This is a genomic window from Rathayibacter sp. AY1A2 (assembly GCF_002930935.1).
Classification (GTDB): Bacteria; Actinomycetota; Actinomycetes; order Actinomycetales; family Microbacteriaceae; genus Rathayibacter.
Genome location: NZ_PSTP01000001.1, coordinates 176,445 through 192,430, shown reverse-complemented (window position 1 = coordinate 192,430; position 15,986 = coordinate 176,445). Strand labels below are relative to the sequence as shown.

The window sequence follows — 15,986 nt, the reverse complement described above, 5'->3', positions numbered from 1 at the left end:
AATCGAATGAGGTCCCCATCCATGCGACTCCGGAACCGGCTGGGCTGACATGCTCGCCTACATCGTCCGACGCATCCTGCAAGCCGTCCCCGTGCTCATCGGCACCACGTTCCTCATCTACTTCATGGTCTTCTCCATGCCGGGGAACCCGCTCCTGTCGCTCTTCGGCGACAAGACGCCGAGCCCCGCACTCCTCGCCCGCCTCGAGGAGCAGTACCACCTGAACGAGCCCTTCTTCGTCCAGTACCTGTACTACCTGGGAGGCGTCGTCCGCGGCGACTTCGGCATCTCGTTCTCCGGCCAGTCCGTCAACGAGATCCTCGCCCGCACCTTCCCGGTCACCCTGACGCTCGCCATGATGGCGATCGTCATCGAGATCGTCGTCGCGCTGACCATCGGCCTCATCAGCGGTCTGCGCAAGGGCAGCTTCTTCGACGCGAGCGCCCTGGTCGTCAGCCTCCTGCTCGTGTCGGTGCCGATCTTCGTGCTCTGCTTCATCGCGCAGTCCTTCTTCGCGATCCAGCTGGGATGGTTCCCTCCGACCGTCGGAGCCGACGCGTCGTTCCAGAGGCTGCTGCTGCCCGCGATCGTGCTCGCCCTGTTCGTGGTCGCGTCGGCCATCCGCCTCACGCGCGGCTCGGTCATCGAGACGGCCGGCTCGGACTTCGTCCGCACCGCGTACAGCAAGGGGCTCTCGCGACGCCGCGTCATCCCCGTGCACGTCCTGCGCAACTCGCTCATCCCGGTCACGACGCAGTTCGGAGCCGACTTCGGCCTCCTGATCGTCGGCGCGACCGTGACCGAGGGCATCTTCAACGTTCCCGGAGTCGGGAACACGCTCTATCAGGCGATCATCCGAGGTGAGCGGCCGACCGTCGTCTCCTTCGTCACGGTCATGGTGCTGTTCTACCTCGTGGTGAACATCCTCGTCGACCTGCTCTACGCCGTACTCGACCCGAGGATCCGCTATGCCAAATGAGTCCACCGGCGGCGCGCAGAAGGCCCGCCGCATCGACCACTTCGTGGCCCCGCTCGAGGAGACGCCGATCGCGTCGGTCGACGCCGTCAGCCTCGACGAGAAGCCCAGCAACCTCTGGACCGACGCGTGGCGCGACCTGCGCAAGCGGCCCATGTTCTGGATCTCGGGCGTCCTGATCCTCGTCATCATCGCCGTCGCGCTGTTCCCGGGCCTGTTCACCTCGGTGGACCCCCGCCAGTGCGCGCTCTCGTTCAGCAACCAGGGCCCCGGCGACGGCAGCCTGCTCGGCTACACCAAGCAGGGGTGCGACGTCTTCTCGCGGATCATCCACGGCACGTCCACGTCGCTGACCGTCGGCCTCATCGTGATCGTGATCACGACGGTCTCCGGCGTCATCGGCGGCGCTCTGGCCGGCTTCTTCGGCGGCTGGGTCGACACCGTGATCATGCGCCTCGGCGACATCTTCTTCTCGATCCCCTACATCCTCGCCGCGGTCGTCATCATGTCCGTCTTCTCGGCCTACCGGAACGTGTTCGTCATCGCCCTGGCGATCGGCGCGTTCGCCTGGCCGACGACGGCGCGCGTCCTGCGCTCCGAGGTCCTCCGCGTGAAGCAGGCCGACTTCGTCGGCGCCGCCACCGCGACCGGCCTCTCCCGCATGGCGATCCTGTTCCGGCACGTGCTGCCGAACTCGATCGCTCCCGTCATCGTCGTCACGACGATCTCGCTCGGCGCGGCCATCACCGCGGAGGCGACGCTGTCGTTCCTCGGCGTCGGCCTTCCCGGCTCGGTCATGTCGTGGGGCAACGACATCAGCCAGGCCCAGCGCGATCTGCGCACCAACCCGCAGACGCTGATCTACCCGTCGATCGCCCTGACGGTCACGGTGCTGAGCTTCATCCTCCTCGGCGAATCGCTCCGCGACGCGCTCGACCCGAAGGCGAGGGCCCTCCGATGACCGCCACGACACCGAACGCACCGCACGGGCCGCTGCTCGAGGTCACCGACCTCGAGGTCGGCTTCCAGACCGGCAGCGGACTGGTCCCCGCCCTCCGCGGCGTGAGCCTCACGATCGAGCACGGCCAGACCGTCGCGATCGTGGGGGAGTCGGGCTCCGGCAAGTCGACGACCGCCGCCGCGATCATCGGCCTGCTCCCCGGCACCGGCCAGGTCACCGCCGGCTCCGTGCTGTTCGACGGCAAGGACCTCGCGAAGGCGACGAGGACCGAGCTCGAGGACATCCGCGGCCGCCGGATCGGCTACGTCCCGCAGGACCCGATGTCGAACCTGAACCCCGTGTGGTCGGTCGGCTTCCAGGTCGAGGAGACCATCAAGGCCAACGGCCTCGCGACCGGTCGCAAGGAGGTGCGCGCCAAGGCGATCGAGGTCCTGCAGAACGCGGGCCTCGCCGACGCGGAGAAGCGCCTCAAGCAGTTCCCGCACCAGTTCTCGGGCGGCATGCGCCAGCGCGTGCTGATCGGCATCGGCCTGGCCGCGGCTCCCCAGCTGCTGATCGCCGACGAGCCCACCTCGGCGCTCGACGTCACGGTCCAGCGCCGGATCCTCGACCACCTCGAGACGCTGACGAAGACCGACGGCACCGCGCTGCTCTTCATCACGCACGACCTGGGCCTCGCCGCCGAGCGCGCCGAGAAGCTCATCGTCATGTACAAGGGCCGCATCGTCGAGTCCGGCGCCTCGGTGGAGGTGCTGCAGAACCCGCAGCACCCCTACACGCAGCGCCTGATCGCGGCGGCGCCCAGCCTCGCGTCGCGCCGCATCCAGTCGACGGCCGGCCGGGCCGTGGAGTCGGTCTCCGGCGAGTCGGAGGCCGTGCGCGAGGTCGACCTGGTCGGCGCGGGCGCCGCGCACCACGCCGGCGCGGTCGCCTCGGGCGCCCCGATGATCGAGGTCGACGGCCTCACGAAGGTCTTCAAGATCCGCCGCGGCGGCCTGAAGGCCGAGGACTTCACCGCCGTCGACAACGTGTCGTTCTCGATCCCGAAGGGCACCACCACGGCGCTCGTGGGCGAGTCCGGATCGGGCAAGTCGACGATCGCCCGCCTGGTGCTGGGCCTCGAGACGGCGACGTCCGGAGCGATCTCGATCGCCGGTCGCCGGACCGAGAAGCTCAAGGGCCGCGACATGCTGGCGCTCCGGCGCTCCATGCAGCCGGTGTTCCAGGACCCGTACGGCTCGCTCGACCCGCTGCACAACATCGGCAACACCATCTCGGAGCCGCTGCGAGTGCACAAGGTCGGCGACCGGACGTCGCAGCGCGAGCGCGTCCTCGAGCTGCTCGACCAGGTGTCCCTCCCGCGCGTGATCGCGAGCCGGTACCCGAACGAGCTCTCCGGCGGCCAGCGCCAGCGCGTGGCGATCGCCCGCGCGCTCGCGCTGAAGCCGGAGATCGTGGTGCTCGACGAGGCCGTGTCGGCTCTGGACGTCCTCGTCCAGGCGCAGATCCTCCGCCTCCTCGCCGACCTGCAGGCCGAGCTCGGGCTGACCTACCTGTTCATCACGCACGACCTGGCGGTGGTCCGCGTGATCGCCGACGACGTCTGCGTGATGCAGAAGGGCAGGATCGTCGAGCACGCCCCGACGGACACCGTGTTCGACTCGCCGCAGCAGGAGTACACCCGCGAGCTGCTCGACGCCATCCCCGGCGCCGGCATCGAGTTCGCGGTCTGACCGACCGTCACCAGGGCCCCGGCCCCGCCTGGAGCGCTCCTCGGAGCCCTCCGGAGCGGGGATCCGGGGCCCTTCGCCGTGCGGACGCCTCGCTGCGGTACGATGGATGGTCCCCCTTTTGCACGAGAACACGAGACGAGTCCGTATCCATGGCAAGTGCCACCCGCTCCGACCTGCGCAACGTCGCGATCGTCGCCCACGTCGACCATGGCAAGACCACGCTGGTCGACGCCATGCTCAAGCAGACGAACTCCTTCGACGCGCACGCCCACGTGGACGAGCGCGCGATGGACTCCAACGAGCTCGAGCGCGAGAAGGGCATCACGATCCTCGCGAAGAACACCGCTGTCTCGTACAGCGGCAAGCACGCGAGCGACGGTCCCATCACCATCAACGTCATCGACACCCCGGGCCACGCCGACTTCGGCGGCGAGGTCGAGCGCGGCCTGTCGATGGTCGACGGCGTCTGCCTCCTCGTCGACGCGTCCGAGGGCCCGCTGCCCCAGACCCGCTTCGTGCTGCGCAAGGCGCTCGAGGCGAAGCTCCCCGTCATCCTCCTGGTCAACAAGACCGACCGCCCCGACGCGCGCATCGACGAGGTCGTCGCCGAGAGCCAGGACCTGCTCCTCGGCCTCGCCTCCGACATGGCCGACGACGTGCCGGACCTCGACCTCGACGCGATCCTCGACGTCCCCGTGGTCTACGCCTCCGGCAAGGCCGGCCGCGCCTCGGCGAACAAGCCCGAGGACGGCACGCTGCCGGACGCCGAGGACCTGGAGCCGCTGTTCGAGGCGATCCTCAAGCACATCCCCGCGCCGACCTACGACGACGACGCGCCCCTCCAGGCCCACGTCACCAACCTCGACGCGTCGCCGTTCCTCGGCCGCCTCGCCCTCCTCCGCGTCTTCAACGGCACGATCAAGAAGGGGCAGACGGTCGCCTGGGTCCACCACGACGGCACCCACACCAACGCGCGCATCACCGAGCTGCTGATCACCAAGGCGCTCGACCGCTACCCGGCCGAGTCCGCGGGCCCCGGCGACATCGTCGCGATCGCGGGCTTCCCCGAGATCACCATCGGCGAGACCATCGCCGACCCCGAGGACATCCGCCCGCTGCCGGCCATCACGGTCGACGACCCGGCGATCTCGATGACGATCGGCACCAACACCTCGCCGCTCGTCGGCAAGGTGAAGGGCCACAAGCTCACGGCGCGCATGGTCAAGGACCGCCTCGACCGCGAGCTCATCGGAAACGTGTCGCTCAAGATCGTCGACATCGGACGCCCCGACTCGTGGGAGGTCCAGGGCCGCGGCGAGCTCGCGCTGGCCATCCTCGTCGAGCAGATGCGCCGCGAGGGCTACGAGCTGACCGTCGGCAAGCCCCAGGTGGTCACCCGCCAGGTCGACGGCAAGACGCACGAGCCCTTCGAGCACCTGACGATCGACGCTCCGGAGGAGTACCTCGGCGCGATCACGCAGCTCCTCGCCGCCCGCAAGGGCCGCATGGACGGCATGTCGAACCACGGCACCGGCTGGGTCCGCATGGAGTTCATCGTCCCGTCGCGCGGCCTGATCGGCTTCCGCACCGAGTTCCTCACCACCACCCGCGGCACCGGCATCGCGAACGCGATCCTGCACGGCTACGAGCCGTGGGCCGGCGCGATCGTCACCCGCAACAACGGGTCGATCGTCGCGGACCGCAACGGAGTCGTGACCCCGTTCGCCATCATCGCGCTCCAGGAGCGGATGACCTTCTTCGTGAACCCCACCGAGGAGGTCTACGAGGGCATGGTGATCGGCGAGAACTCGCGCAACGACGACATGGACGTCAACATCACCAAGGAGAAGAAGCTGACCAACATGCGTCAGTCCACCTCCGACACCTTCGAGTCGATGACGCCGTCGCGTCAGCTGACGCTCGAGGAGTGCCTCGAGTTCGCCCGCGAGGACGAGTGCGTCGAGGTCACCCCCGAGGTCGTCCGCATCCGCAAGGTGGAGCTCGATGCGAACGCCCGCGCGCGCATGACGAGCCGCCTCAAGAAGCAGGGCTGAGCCCCGGGCGCCTCGGCGCCCGCCCACGACGAGACCGGCCGGAGCGATGCTCCGGCCGGTCTCGTCGTCTCCGCCCCGGTGCTGCAGCGTGCAGCGCCGATCCCGTCCCTCGCGGTCCGGATCAGCCCGCCGGACTCGGAGAGGGAGAGGGGGTCGAGGACTCCGCCTCGAGCGTCGAGGTGACGAAGGAGACGAACGCCGCCGCGTCGTCCGGCTTCCCCGTGTACTGCTCGCCGTTCACCAGCACGGTGGGCGTCGACTCCAGCTTCGGCAGCGAGGAGTTCGCGAGGGGGAGCGAGGTGGCCCGCTCGGTCGCGGCCTTCACCCAGGGCCGGAACTCGCCCCCGGTCATGCAGGCGAGGACGTCGTCGTCGGTGACGCCCGCTCCGGTCACCAGCGCCCGCAGAGCGTCGTCGTCGAGGCCCGTCGTCCCCTCCGCCGGCTGCTGCGCGAAGAGCGCCGCGTTCACGGCGAGGAAGCGGTTTGGATCCTCGTCGGCGACGCACGCCGCGGCGTTCGCGGCCCGGCTGGAGTACTCGGAGCCGGCCGAGGAGGAGTCGAGGATCGCCACCGGGTGGATCTCGAGCGTGATCGCCCCCTTCGTCAGCCACGACTGCAGCTGCTCGGCGTTCGCCTTCTCGAACTGCCCGCAGTACGGGCAGAGGTAGTCGACGTAGAGGTCGACGGCGACGACTCCGCCCGCCCGCGTGGCGCTCTCATCGGTCGGGACGGGGGATGCTCCCGGAGCGATCGCCGCGCTCGTCGTCGCCGTCACGGCCGAGCCGTCGCCCGCGAGGACGATGCCGTCGCTGAGCATGTTCGCCGGGCCGGCGCTCGCGACCTCCTGCTGCGACCAGACGTTCCAGCAGACCAGGGCCACGACCGCGAGGAGCCCGACGACCGCTCCGCCCTGCCCGAGCAGCCGGTTCCGGCGCCGCCGGCGCCTCTCGGCTTCGCGGCGCTCCCGCGCCTGCGCTCGGGCGAGCTCCTGGCGCTCGCGCTTGGTCAGGCCGCTTCTCGCACTGTTCCCGGACATCGCCGACGACGCTACGGTCGGAGGCTTCGGCGCGCCGTGGAGTGAGCCCGCCGGATCCTGGGACGGAGTGCGGGTCCTCTCAGGGATCAGGCGAAGAGGCCGGAGCCGAGGAAGTCGGTCTCGTCGCGGGCACCGGGCGGCACCGCGAACACGGCCGAGCCGACGTGCTTCACGTACTCGTTCAGTGCGTCCGTCGCGAGGTTCCGCTGCACGGTGACGAACTGCTCCGGGGAGCGCTGGAACGAGAGGAAGAACAGCCCCGCGTTCAGGCGTCCGAGCTCGTCGTTGCCGTCGACGAAGTTGTAGCCGCGGCGCAGGAGCCGCACTCCGTTGTTCACGCTCGGATGCGCGAGGCGCACGTGCGACTCCTGATCGATCAGCGGGGCACCGGTGGCGCCGGCCGCTGCGAAGTCCGGCTCGGTGGACTCCGTGCCGCCCGAGAGCGGCGCTCCGGACCCCTTGCTGCGGCCGATGACCCGCTCCTGCTCGCCCAGCTGGCTGCGGTCCCACGTCTCGATGATCATCCGGATCTTCCGCGCGACCAGGTAGCTGCCGCCGACCATCCACGCGGGGCCGTCGGAGGAGGGGACCCAGACGTGCTCCTGGACGGCGTCGGCCTCCTCGGACTTCACGTTCGCCGTGCCGTCCTTGAAGCCGAAGAGGTTGCGCGGAGTCGCCTGGGCGGTGGACGTCGAGGAGGTGCGGCCGAAGCCGAGCTGAGACCAGCGGAGCGAGGCCCGGCCGAACGCGATCCGGCTCAGGTTGCGGATGGCGTGCACGGCGACCTGCGGATCGTCGGCGCAGGCCTGGATGCACAAGTCGCCGCCGCCGGCCGAGGGGACGAGCGCGTCGCCGCGGAAGCGGGGCAGGGCCTGCAGCTGCGGAGGCCGGCGGTCGGCGAGGCCGAAGCGGTCGGCGCCGGACTCGTCCGTGAAGAGGGTGGGTCCGAAGCCGACCGTGACGGTGAGGGACGCGGCGTCGAGCCCGAGCGCCTCTCCGGTGTCCTCCGGGGGAGCCGTGTCCGGCCCGTCCACCGCGCCGTTCTCGCCGACCTCGAGGCCCTGGGTCATCCGGGAGGCGGCGAGCGTCCAGTCCTTCAGGAGCTCGACGAGGTCCTCGCGCGTGGTGCCCGCGGCGAGGTCGAACGCGGCGAAGTGCAGCCGGTCCTGCGCGGCGGTGGTGATGCCCGCCTGGTTCGCGCCGAAGAACGGCACGGTGCGCGGGGCGGAGGAGGCCGTCGCGCTCGCGGACGATGTGACGGCCACCGTGCCGCCCACTCCGGCGGCCAGCCCGGCCGTCCCCGCCGAGACGAGGCCGAGCAGCCCGCGCCGCGAGAGGCGGCGGGGCTCGTCGGCGGGCTGCTCGGAATCCGTCGGCCGGGCTCCCTCGTGCTGCTCGGCGCCCACTACGCGGCCGGCTCCTCGACGCCCAGCACCGTGTGGGTCAGCTGCGAGAGCGGCTCGGAGAGAGCGTTGACCGCGTCCGAGAGCTCCTTCTTCTGCTCCGCGGTGACGGTGGAGTACGCGGCGAAGCCGGAGTCGATCGAGCCGTACTGCGCGAGCAGGGCGTCGAGCTCGGAGAACCGCTGCGTGATCCGTCCGGTGAGGTCGGCGCCCTCGTCGCCGCTGGCGGTCGCGATCGGCTCGACGTTGCCGAACGCCACCTCCGCGCCCTGGACGTTCGCGGCGAAGTCGGTGAGGTCAGTGCTCGACCACCAGTCCTCCTCGCCCGTGATCTTGCCGGCTGCGACCTCGTCGAGCAGGCCGATGGCGCCGTTGGAGATGTCGCCCACCGAGACGGTGAAGCCGGGCGCGTTCACGAGGTCGGCCAGGCTCTGCACGTCGTCGACGAGGCCCTGGCCGAACTGCGCGCGCTGCTCGGGGGTGGAGGGCGCCCAGTCGAGGAGCGCGCTCGTGCCGTCGGAGTTGAGCGCACCCTCCGCGGGGGCCCACAGGTCCTTCTCGATGCGGTGGAAGCCGGTCCAGTCCAGGCCCTCGGCGACGGCGTCGACCTCGCGGTAGTCGATGCGCGGGTCGAGGTCGCCGAACGCCTCCGCGGTCGGCTCGATCCGCTCGTAGAAGACGCGGGTCGACGCGAAGAGGCCGCGCGCCTTCTCGTCGTCGCCGGCCTCGTAGGCCTGCGCGAACTCGGCCACCGCGGGGAGCAGCTCGCCCACCTGCGACTTCACGTACGCCACGTAGTTGGTGACCGCCGCCTCCGTCGCCGCCTTCTCATCCGCCGACTGCGCGGTGGCCTCACCGGTCACGGTGAACTCGCTCAGCCCGACCGGGGCGCCGACCTGCTGGAACTTGCAGGCGGTGTAGTAGGTGCCCGGCTCGAGCTGAGCGACGTAGGAGACGCTCTGGCCCGGGGTCACGTTCTCCTTCTCGCCCACGATCCGCAGCTTGTCCTCGGCCAGGATCTCGAACTCGTTGACGTCCGAGCCGCCGTTGGTCAGTGAGAACGTCACCGCTCCCGCCTCGGCGGTCGCCGTCGACACCTCGCAGGCGTCGTCCCTGATCGCGACGTCGAGCGCGGCGGAGGAGGAGGACGCGGGAGTGTTCGGCACGCAGCCCGTGAGGATCAGCGCCAGGGCGCCGGCGCCGGCGAGGCCGAGGGTGACGCGGGGGAGGGTGGGACGAGCGCGCGAGGACATGCTTCTCCTGGATCGGGGCGAGTGCGCCGGCGGTGCCGGAGCGGGTCAGACGGAGGTGGGAGCGGGAGCGGCGACCGGGGCCGCGCTGCCCCGTCGCGGACCGCGCAGGCGGACCTGGCGGACGAACAGGGCGCCGACGACGACGAGGTAGAGCAGCCAGGCGGCGAACTGCAGAGCGGTCGGCTCGGGCGTGTAGTTGAAGAGGCCGCCGACCACGGCGGTCACGGGCGGCGGGAGGATCGGGCCGAGCGAGAACAGCGGGGTGCCCCAGCCGGGCAGGAGCGACGCCTCCTGCAGGTCGCCGACACCGTAGGAGAGGACGCCGGCCGCGACGAGGATGAGGAAGCCGCCCGTCCAGGTGAAGAAGCGCCCGAGGTCGATCCGGACGAAGCCCCGGAAGATCAGGTACGCGATGACGACCGAGCTGAGGATGCCCAGCATCGCGCCGACCGTGCCGACCCACGCGCTGGATCCCGACCCCGCAGTGCTCGAGGACACGCTCGCCCAGACGAAGAGCGCCGTCTCGATGCCCTCGCGGCCGACGCTGATGAAGCCGAGGACCACGATGCCGAGGGCCGAACCTGCGACGGCGCCGTCGAGCCGGGACTCGAGGTCGCCCTTCATGCTGCGGGCGTTCGCGCCCATCCAGAAGATCATCCAGGTGACCAGGCCGACCGCGAGGATCGAGAGGCCGCCGCCGATGAGCTCCTGAGCCTGGAACGACAGGGTCGAGGGGCCCCAGGTGAGGATCGCACCGGTGACGAGCGAGATCGCGATCGCGGCGGCGATACCGGTCCAGAGCCGCGGCAGCACGTCGCGCCGGCCGAGCTTGGTCAGGTAGGCCACGAGGATGCCGACCACGAGGCCGGCTTCGAGGCCTTCGCGGAGGCCGATGAGGTAGTTTGCGAGCACGCGTGTTCTCTTGGTCGATGGTGGACGAGGAGGGGGCGACTCCCGCCCCGAGTCGATCCGGTCGGCGGGGCTCCGTTGTTCGGTAAGCCTTGCCTAACCCGGGTCGACTGTAGTCCGCTGCCCGGTCGCTGTCCAGAAGCGCCCGCAGCGGAGGCCGCGCAGGACGAGAGGCGGAGAGTGGACGCGGGCCGGGACGCAGCAGCGGAGCGGGTGGTGGCGGTGCACGCCCACCCCGACGACGAGACGATCACCATGGGTGGGACCCTGGCGCGGCTGGTGGCGCAGGGCGCCTCCGTCACCGTCGTCACCGCCACGCGGGGCGAGTGCGGCGAGGTCATCCCCGAGGACCTCGCTCCGCTCGAGGGCTCGGCCGAGCTGGCCGCGCACCGGACGACCGAGCTCGTCGTCGCCCTGACGGCCCTCGGCGTCGCCGACCACCGCTTCCTCGGCGAGGCGGGCGCCCGCGCACCCGGGCTCGGTCCGCGCGTCTACCGGGACTCCGGCATGCAGTGGGGGCCCGGCCGCGTCCCGGCGCCGCTCGAGCCGGTGCATCCCGCGTCCTTCACCGCCGCGCCCGAGGACGAGGAGGTGGCGGATCTCGTCGCCGTCCTCCGGCAGGTCGACGCGGGCGTCGTGCTGTCCTACGACGCGGGCGGCGGCTACGGCCACCCGGACCACGTCCGCACCGCCCGGGTCGCCGAGCGCGCCGCCGAGCTGCTGGGCCTGCGCTTCCTCGCCGTCCTCCCCGACGCGGCCCCGCCCCTCCCCGGGGACGTCGTGATCGAGCTGTCCGCCGAGGACCATGCTCGCAAGCGCGCGGCCCTCGAGGCGCACGCGACGCAGCTGGTGGTCGAGGGCGACGAGGCCCGCCTCTCGAGCGGTCCGCCGTTCCCCATCGGCCGCATCGAGCGCTTCCGCCCGGTCGCGCAGGCGGGGCGTCCGGCGCCGCTGCCGGAGGAGCGTCCGACGCTGGGATCGCGCGTGCTCTCGGGCGTCGCCGGAGTCCTGGTCGGCGCGGTGGTCGGAGCGATCACGACCGTCGCCCATCAGAGCACCGTGTCGGTCGGCGGAGTCGTCCTCCCGGTCGGCCTCGCCGCCTCCCTCGCCGGCGTGCTGCTGCTCCTGCTCGGGCTGCGCCTCGTGCTCATCGACCGGTTCGTCGCGTTCTGCACCGCGATGGGCCTGCTCGGGATGATCGGGCTGCTCGCCCTGCGAAGCACCGGCGGATCCGTCCTCGTCCCGGCGAACGGCCTCGGCGTGGCCTGGACCTTCCTCCCCGCCCTCATCGCCCTCGTCGTGATCGCCTGGCCGCGGCTGCGGGCGGCCGCTCCCGCCGCCGCCCCGCGGCCCGCGGACGCCGACGCCCCGTCGGCCCCCGTACGATAGAGACACTGTTCGAAGGGACCTGGAGCACCGTGACCTACGTGATCGCACTTCCGTGCGTCGATGTCAAAGACCGCGCCTGCATCGACGAGTGCCCGGTCGACTGCATCTACGAAGGCGAGCGCTCGCTCTACATCCACCCGGACGAGTGCGTGGACTGCGGTGCCTGCGAGCCGGTCTGCCCCGTCGAGGCGATCTACTACGAGGACGACCTCCCCGAGGAGTGGTCCGACTACTACAAGGCCAACGTCGAGTTCTTCGACGAGATCGGCTCCCCGGGCGGAGCCGCCAAGGTCGGCGTGATCGCGAAGGACCACCCGGTCATCGCGGCGCTGCCTCCGCAGAGCCACTGAGGCCGCTCCCGTGGCCCTCGGCGCGCTGCCCGACTACCCCTGGGACCTGATGGCGCCCTTCGCCCGCACGGCGGCGGAGCACCCCGGCGGGATCGTCGACCTGTCGATCGGCTCGCCGGTGGACCCGACGCCCGCCCCGATCCGCGACGCGCTCGCCCGCGCGACGGACTCGCACGCGTACCCCACGACCGTGGGCACGCCCGCTCTCCGCGAGGCGATCGCCGCCTGGTACGCGCGGCGGCGCGGAGTCGAGGGCCTCGGAGTCGACGAGGTCCTGCCGACGATCGGCTCCAAGGAGCTCGTCGCCTGGCTGCCCTTCCTCCTCGGACTCGGGGAGGGGGACGTGGTCGTGCATCCGAGCGCCGCGTACCCGACGTACGCGATGGGCGCGGCGATCGCCGGGGCCGAGGCGCTCGCCTCCGACGACCCCGCCGAGTGGCCCGCGACGACCCGCCTGGTCTGGCTCAACTCTCCCGGCAATCCCGATGGCGCCGTGCTCGATGTGCCCGCCCTGCGGCGCGCCGTCGCCCGTGCCCGTGAGCTGGGCGCCGTGATCGCGGGGGACGAGTGCTACGCCGAGCTCGGCTGGGACGGCCGCTGGGCCGACGAGCCGATCCCGAGCGTCCTCGACACGCGCGTGGTGGGGGAGGACCGCACCGGGGTCCTCGGCGTCTACTCGCTGAGCAAGCAGTCGAACCTCGCCGGCTACCGCGCCGCCTTCGTCGCCGGGGACGCGGCCCTGATCGCGCGCCTGGTGACCGTCCGCAAGCACGCGGGCATGATCGTGCCCGGACCGCTGCAGGAGGCGATGATCGTCGCCCTCGCCGACGACGAGCACGTCGCCGCGCAGAAGGAGCGCTACCGCTCCCGCCGCGACCGCCTCCGGCCCGCCCTCGAGTCCGCGGGCTTCCGGATCGACCGCAGCGAGGCCGGCCTCTACCTGTGGGCGACCGAGGGCCGCCCGGCCTGGGAGTCCATCGACCGCCTCGCCCGCCTCGGCGTCCTCGCGGGCCCCGGCGTCTTCTACGGGGAGGGCTTCCCCGAGCACGTGCGCCTCTCGCTGACGGCCTCCGACGAGCGGATCGACGCGGCCGTGGAGCGCCTGTCCGGCGGCCTCTGAAGCGTTCGACCCGGCCGATCCTGGCGGGTTCCGACAAGGCCCCGGCCCCAGCGCTGGGCGATGTCACAGTGCCCCCGCTTTGCCCATAGGCTGTATGTGGTTCGGTCGACGGCGCCTCGCGAGGCCCCGGCTGCACCACGATCCAGACCCGGCGCCGCCCGCTCCGCGCGAGCGCTTCCGGGGTGCGACCGCGACGACCTGGGAGGCGTTGTGACCGAATCCGGCACGCAGAGCGACGGAACCGCGACGGTGGGCTCCACGGAGCCCGCGACCGGGAGCGCCACGACGCCGCCTCCCGCGCCGGCGGAGCAGGAGCTCCCCGAGAAGGTCACGCTCACCTTCGGCGACCGCACCGCGGACTTCCCGGTCCTGCGCAGCGTCGACGGCTCCTCGAGCATCGACTTCTCGACCCTGTCGAAGCAGACCGGCTTCATGTCGCTCGACTACGGCTTCGTGAACACGGCGGCGACCAAGTCGCAGATCACCTACATCGACGGCGACCAGGGGATCCTCCGCTACCGCGGCTACCCGATCGAGGAGGTGGCCACCAACGCGACCTACCTCGAGGTGGCCTGGCTCCTCATCTACGGCGAGCTGCCGACGGCCGACGAGCTCGCGGGCTTCGACGAGCGCATCCGCCGCCACACGCTCCTCCACGAGGACCTCAAGCGCTTCTTCGACGCGCTTCCCCACAGCGCGCACCCCATGTCGGTGCTCTCGGCCGGAGTCTCGGCCCTGTCGACGTACTACGAGGACAGCTCCAACCCGAAGGATCCGGAAGCTGTGGAGCTCACCACGATCCGCCTCCTGGCGAAGCTGCCCGTGATGGCGGCGTACGCCCACAAGAAGGCGATCGGCCAGGCGTTCCTCTACCCGGACAACTCGCTGAGCTTCGTCGACAACTTCCTCCGCCTCAACTTCGGCACGATGGCCGAGCAGTACCAGGTCGACCCGGTGCTCTCGAAGGCGCTCGACCGCCTCCTGATCCTCCACGAGGACCACGAGCAGAACGCGTCGACGTCGACCGTCCGCCTCGTCGGCTCGACCGAGGCGAACCTCTACGCCTCGGTGTCTGCCGGCATCAACGCCCTGTTCGGCCCTCTGCACGGCGGAGCGAACGAGGCGGTGCTCACCATGCTCGGCCGGATCCGCGAGTCGGGCGAGAGCGTGTCGACGTTCGTCGAGCGGGTGAAGAACAAGGAGGAGGGCGTGCGCCTGATGGGCTTCGGCCACCGGGTGTACAAGAACTACGACCCGCGCGCGAAGCTGGTCAAGGAGAGCGCCTCCGAGGTCCTGCAGGCCCTCGGCGTGAAGGACCCGCTGCTCGACATCGCGATGGAGCTCGAGGCCCTCGCGCTCGAGGACGACTACTTCAAGGAGCGGCGCCTCTACCCGAACGTCGACTTCTACACGGGCGTCATCTACAAGGCGATGGGCTTCCCGACCCGGATGTTCACCGTCCTCTTCGCGATCGGCCGCCTGCCCGGCTGGATCGCCCACTGGCGCGAGATGAACACCGACAAGCAGACCAAGATCGGCCGCCCGCAGCAGCTCTACATGGGCTCGCCCGAGCGCCACTGGCCGAACGACCGCTGACCGGTCCCCGAGAGCCCGTCCCCGCCGGGGGCGGGCTCTCGCCGTGCGGCGCATCCGCCTCTCGTCGGCCGTCCGAGGCTCGAACCGCTTCTTCGAGGCGGGACGCAGAGCGGCGTGGTCGCCGCGGACTCGATCAGCACGGTTCGTCCCGGGGTGCCGCCTGCTGGGCCCGGCGGCGCCGGACGCCCGTCCTCAGGCGTGCAGGGCGGCGTTCAGCTCGATGCCGGCGCCGGTGCGGGGGAGGACCTCGACGGCCCCGGTGAGGGAGTTGCGGCGGAAGAGCAGGTTCGGCACGCCCGAGAGCTGCACGGCCTTCACGGTCTGCGGGGCGCCGTCGGCGCGCGGCGCTCCGCCGACCACGACGACCTTGGTGCCGGCGGTCACGTAGAGGCCGGCCTCGACGACGGTGTCGTCGCCGAGGGAGATGCCGATGCCCGAGTTCGCACCCAGCAGGGCCCGCGCGCCGATCGAGACGCGCTGCACTCCTCCGCCCGAGAGGGTGCCCATGATGGAGGCGCCGCCGCCGATGTCCGAGCCGTCGCCGACCACGACGCCCTGCGAGATGCGCCCCTCGACCATCGAGCTGCCGAGGGTCCCGGCGTTGAAGTTGACGAAGCCCTCGTGCATCACCGTCGTGCCGGGTGCCAGATGCGCCCCGAGGCGGACGCGCGAGGTGTCCGCGATGCGCACCTTCGCCGGGGTGACGTAGTCGGTCAGACGCGGGAACTTGTCGATGCCGGTGGCCTGGATGCCGTGGCGCCGGAGCGAGGGGCGCAGGCGGGTGAACGACTTCGGCGAGACCGGACCGGCGTTCGTCCACACCACGTTCGGCAGGTGGGCGAAGACGCCGTCGAGGTTCACCTCGTTCGGGCGGACCAGGAGGTGCGAGAGCAGGTGCAGCCGCAGGTAGGCGTCGGACGTGGAGGCGGGCGGCGCCTGCACGTCGATCTGCAGCGTGACCACGTCGATGCGGACCTCGCGGCGCGGATCCTCGCCGGCCTGCTCCTCGAACTCCGCCGGCACGATCCAGGGGTCGCGGCCGGCCGGGATGGTGCCGAGGCGGGGCTCCGGGAACCAGGTGTCGAGGACGGTGCCGTCGTCGGCCACGGTGGCGAGCCCGTATCCCCAGGCGGAGGCGGGCGCGGAGGAGTCTGCGGAGTGCTCGAGGGTCATGCCGATCAGGGTAGCGCGGAGCGTCCGGCCGCT

The 15,986-nt window shown here is 71.3% G+C and carries 13 protein-coding genes; 8 read left to right on the top strand and 5 right to left on the bottom strand.

Annotated features, from left to right (window positions below):
• Positions 1–49: 49 nt before the first annotated feature.
• From C5B93_RS00870 to typA, 4 genes are all read left to right on the top strand, one after another.
• Positions 50–979: an ABC transporter permease gene (locus C5B93_RS00870; protein WP_104222975.1), complete on the top strand. Its 930-nt coding sequence runs from the start codon at positions 50–52 to the stop codon at positions 977–979.
• Positions 969–1,937, top strand: coding sequence for an ABC transporter permease (locus C5B93_RS00865; RefSeq protein ID WP_104222976.1), 969 nt, complete (start codon positions 969–971; stop codon positions 1,935–1,937). Before C5B93_RS00870 ends, C5B93_RS00865 begins: the two co-directional genes overlap by 11 nt.
• Positions 1,934–3,670: an ABC transporter ATP-binding protein gene (locus tag C5B93_RS00860; protein ID WP_104260189.1), complete on the top strand. Its 1,737-nt coding sequence runs from the start codon at positions 1,934–1,936 to the stop codon at positions 3,668–3,670. The genes C5B93_RS00865 and C5B93_RS00860 overlap by 4 nt, the downstream gene beginning before the upstream one ends.
• Positions 3,671–3,819: 149 nt before the next feature.
• Entirely contained in the window at positions 3,820–5,724 is a 1,905-nt protein-coding gene (gene typA, locus C5B93_RS00855; protein WP_104222978.1) for a translational GTPase TypA, read from the top strand.
• A 121-nt stretch (positions 5,725–5,845) separates the two neighbouring features.
• Here typA and C5B93_RS00850 read toward each other — a convergent pair whose 3' ends face one another.
• The 4 genes from C5B93_RS00850 to efeU form a co-directional block, all read right to left on the bottom strand.
• Complete coding sequence (locus C5B93_RS00850; RefSeq protein WP_104291540.1) at positions 5,846–6,760, bottom strand: thioredoxin domain-containing protein; 915 nt, start codon at positions 6,758–6,760, stop codon at positions 5,846–5,848.
• An 86-nt stretch (positions 6,761–6,846) separates the two neighbouring features.
• Positions 6,847–8,166 carry an iron uptake transporter deferrochelatase/peroxidase subunit gene (gene efeB, locus C5B93_RS00845; RefSeq protein ID WP_104291539.1) on the bottom strand — a complete coding sequence of 440 codons (1,320 nt, stop codon included), beginning with the start codon at positions 8,164–8,166 and terminating at the stop codon, positions 6,847–6,849.
• Positions 8,166–9,416, bottom strand: coding sequence for an iron uptake system protein EfeO (efeO, locus tag C5B93_RS00840; RefSeq protein ID WP_104237549.1), 1,251 nt, complete (start codon positions 9,414–9,416; stop codon positions 8,166–8,168). Before efeO ends, efeB begins: the two co-directional genes overlap by 1 nt.
• 45 nt (positions 9,417–9,461) lie before the next feature.
• Positions 9,462–10,328, bottom strand: coding sequence for an iron uptake transporter permease EfeU (gene efeU, locus C5B93_RS00835; RefSeq protein ID WP_104225548.1), 867 nt, complete (start codon positions 10,326–10,328; stop codon positions 9,462–9,464).
• A 177-nt stretch (positions 10,329–10,505) separates the two neighbouring features.
• Here efeU and C5B93_RS00830 point away from each other — a divergent pair, with 177 nt between their 5' ends.
• The 4 genes from C5B93_RS00830 to C5B93_RS00815 all read left to right on the top strand — a co-directional run bounded on the left by C5B93_RS00830 (position 10,506) and on the right by C5B93_RS00815 (position 14,780).
• A complete protein-coding gene (locus C5B93_RS00830) occupies positions 10,506–11,714 on the top strand; it encodes a PIG-L family deacetylase (RefSeq protein WP_146078401.1) in 1,209 nt (402 codons plus the stop codon).
• A gap of 29 nt (positions 11,715–11,743) precedes the next feature.
• Positions 11,744–12,064, top strand: coding sequence for a ferredoxin (gene fdxA, locus C5B93_RS00825; RefSeq protein ID WP_104222984.1), 321 nt, complete (start codon positions 11,744–11,746; stop codon positions 12,062–12,064).
• Positions 12,065–12,074: 10 nt separating this feature from the next.
• Positions 12,075–13,184, top strand: coding sequence for a succinyldiaminopimelate transaminase (gene dapC / locus C5B93_RS00820; RefSeq protein WP_104291537.1), 1,110 nt, complete (start codon positions 12,075–12,077; stop codon positions 13,182–13,184).
• A gap of 210 nt (positions 13,185–13,394) precedes the next feature.
• Entirely contained in the window at positions 13,395–14,780 is a 1,386-nt protein-coding gene (locus tag C5B93_RS00815; RefSeq protein WP_258062828.1) for a citrate synthase, read from the top strand.
• Between the two features lie 192 nt (positions 14,781–14,972).
• Here the strand turns inward: C5B93_RS00815 and dapD are convergent, their stop codons facing one another.
• On the bottom strand, positions 14,973–15,953 hold the full coding sequence (dapD, locus tag C5B93_RS00810; RefSeq protein WP_104291536.1) for a 2,3,4,5-tetrahydropyridine-2,6-dicarboxylate N-succinyltransferase: 981 nt from the start codon (positions 15,951–15,953) through the stop codon (positions 14,973–14,975).
• Positions 15,954–15,986: the final 33 nt, after the last annotated feature.

What these genes read in the sequence shown, in the direction of transcription:
- C5B93_RS00870 (WP_104222975.1), top strand. Translation starts at nt 50, where the DNA reads ATGCTCGCCTACATCGTCCGACGCATCCTGCAAGCCGTCCCCGTGCTC.
- C5B93_RS00865 (WP_104222976.1), top strand. Translation starts at nt 969, where the DNA reads ATGCCAAATGAGTCCACCGGCGGCGCGCAGAAGGCCCGCCGCATCGAC.
- C5B93_RS00860 (WP_104260189.1), top strand. Translation starts at nt 1,934, where the DNA reads ATGACCGCCACGACACCGAACGCACCGCACGGGCCGCTGCTCGAGGTC.
- typA (WP_104222978.1), top strand. Translation starts at nt 3,820, where the DNA reads ATGGCAAGTGCCACCCGCTCCGACCTGCGCAACGTCGCGATCGTCGCC.
- C5B93_RS00850 (WP_104291540.1), bottom strand. Translation starts at nt 6,760, where the DNA reads ATGTCCGGGAACAGTGCGAGAAGCGGCCTGACCAAGCGCGAGCGCCAG.
- efeO (WP_104237549.1), bottom strand. Translation starts at nt 9,416, where the DNA reads ATGTCCTCGCGCGCTCGTCCCACCCTCCCCCGCGTCACCCTCGGCCTC.
- dapD (WP_104291536.1), bottom strand. Translation starts at nt 15,953, where the DNA reads ATGACCCTCGAGCACTCCGCAGACTCCTCCGCGCCCGCCTCCGCCTGG.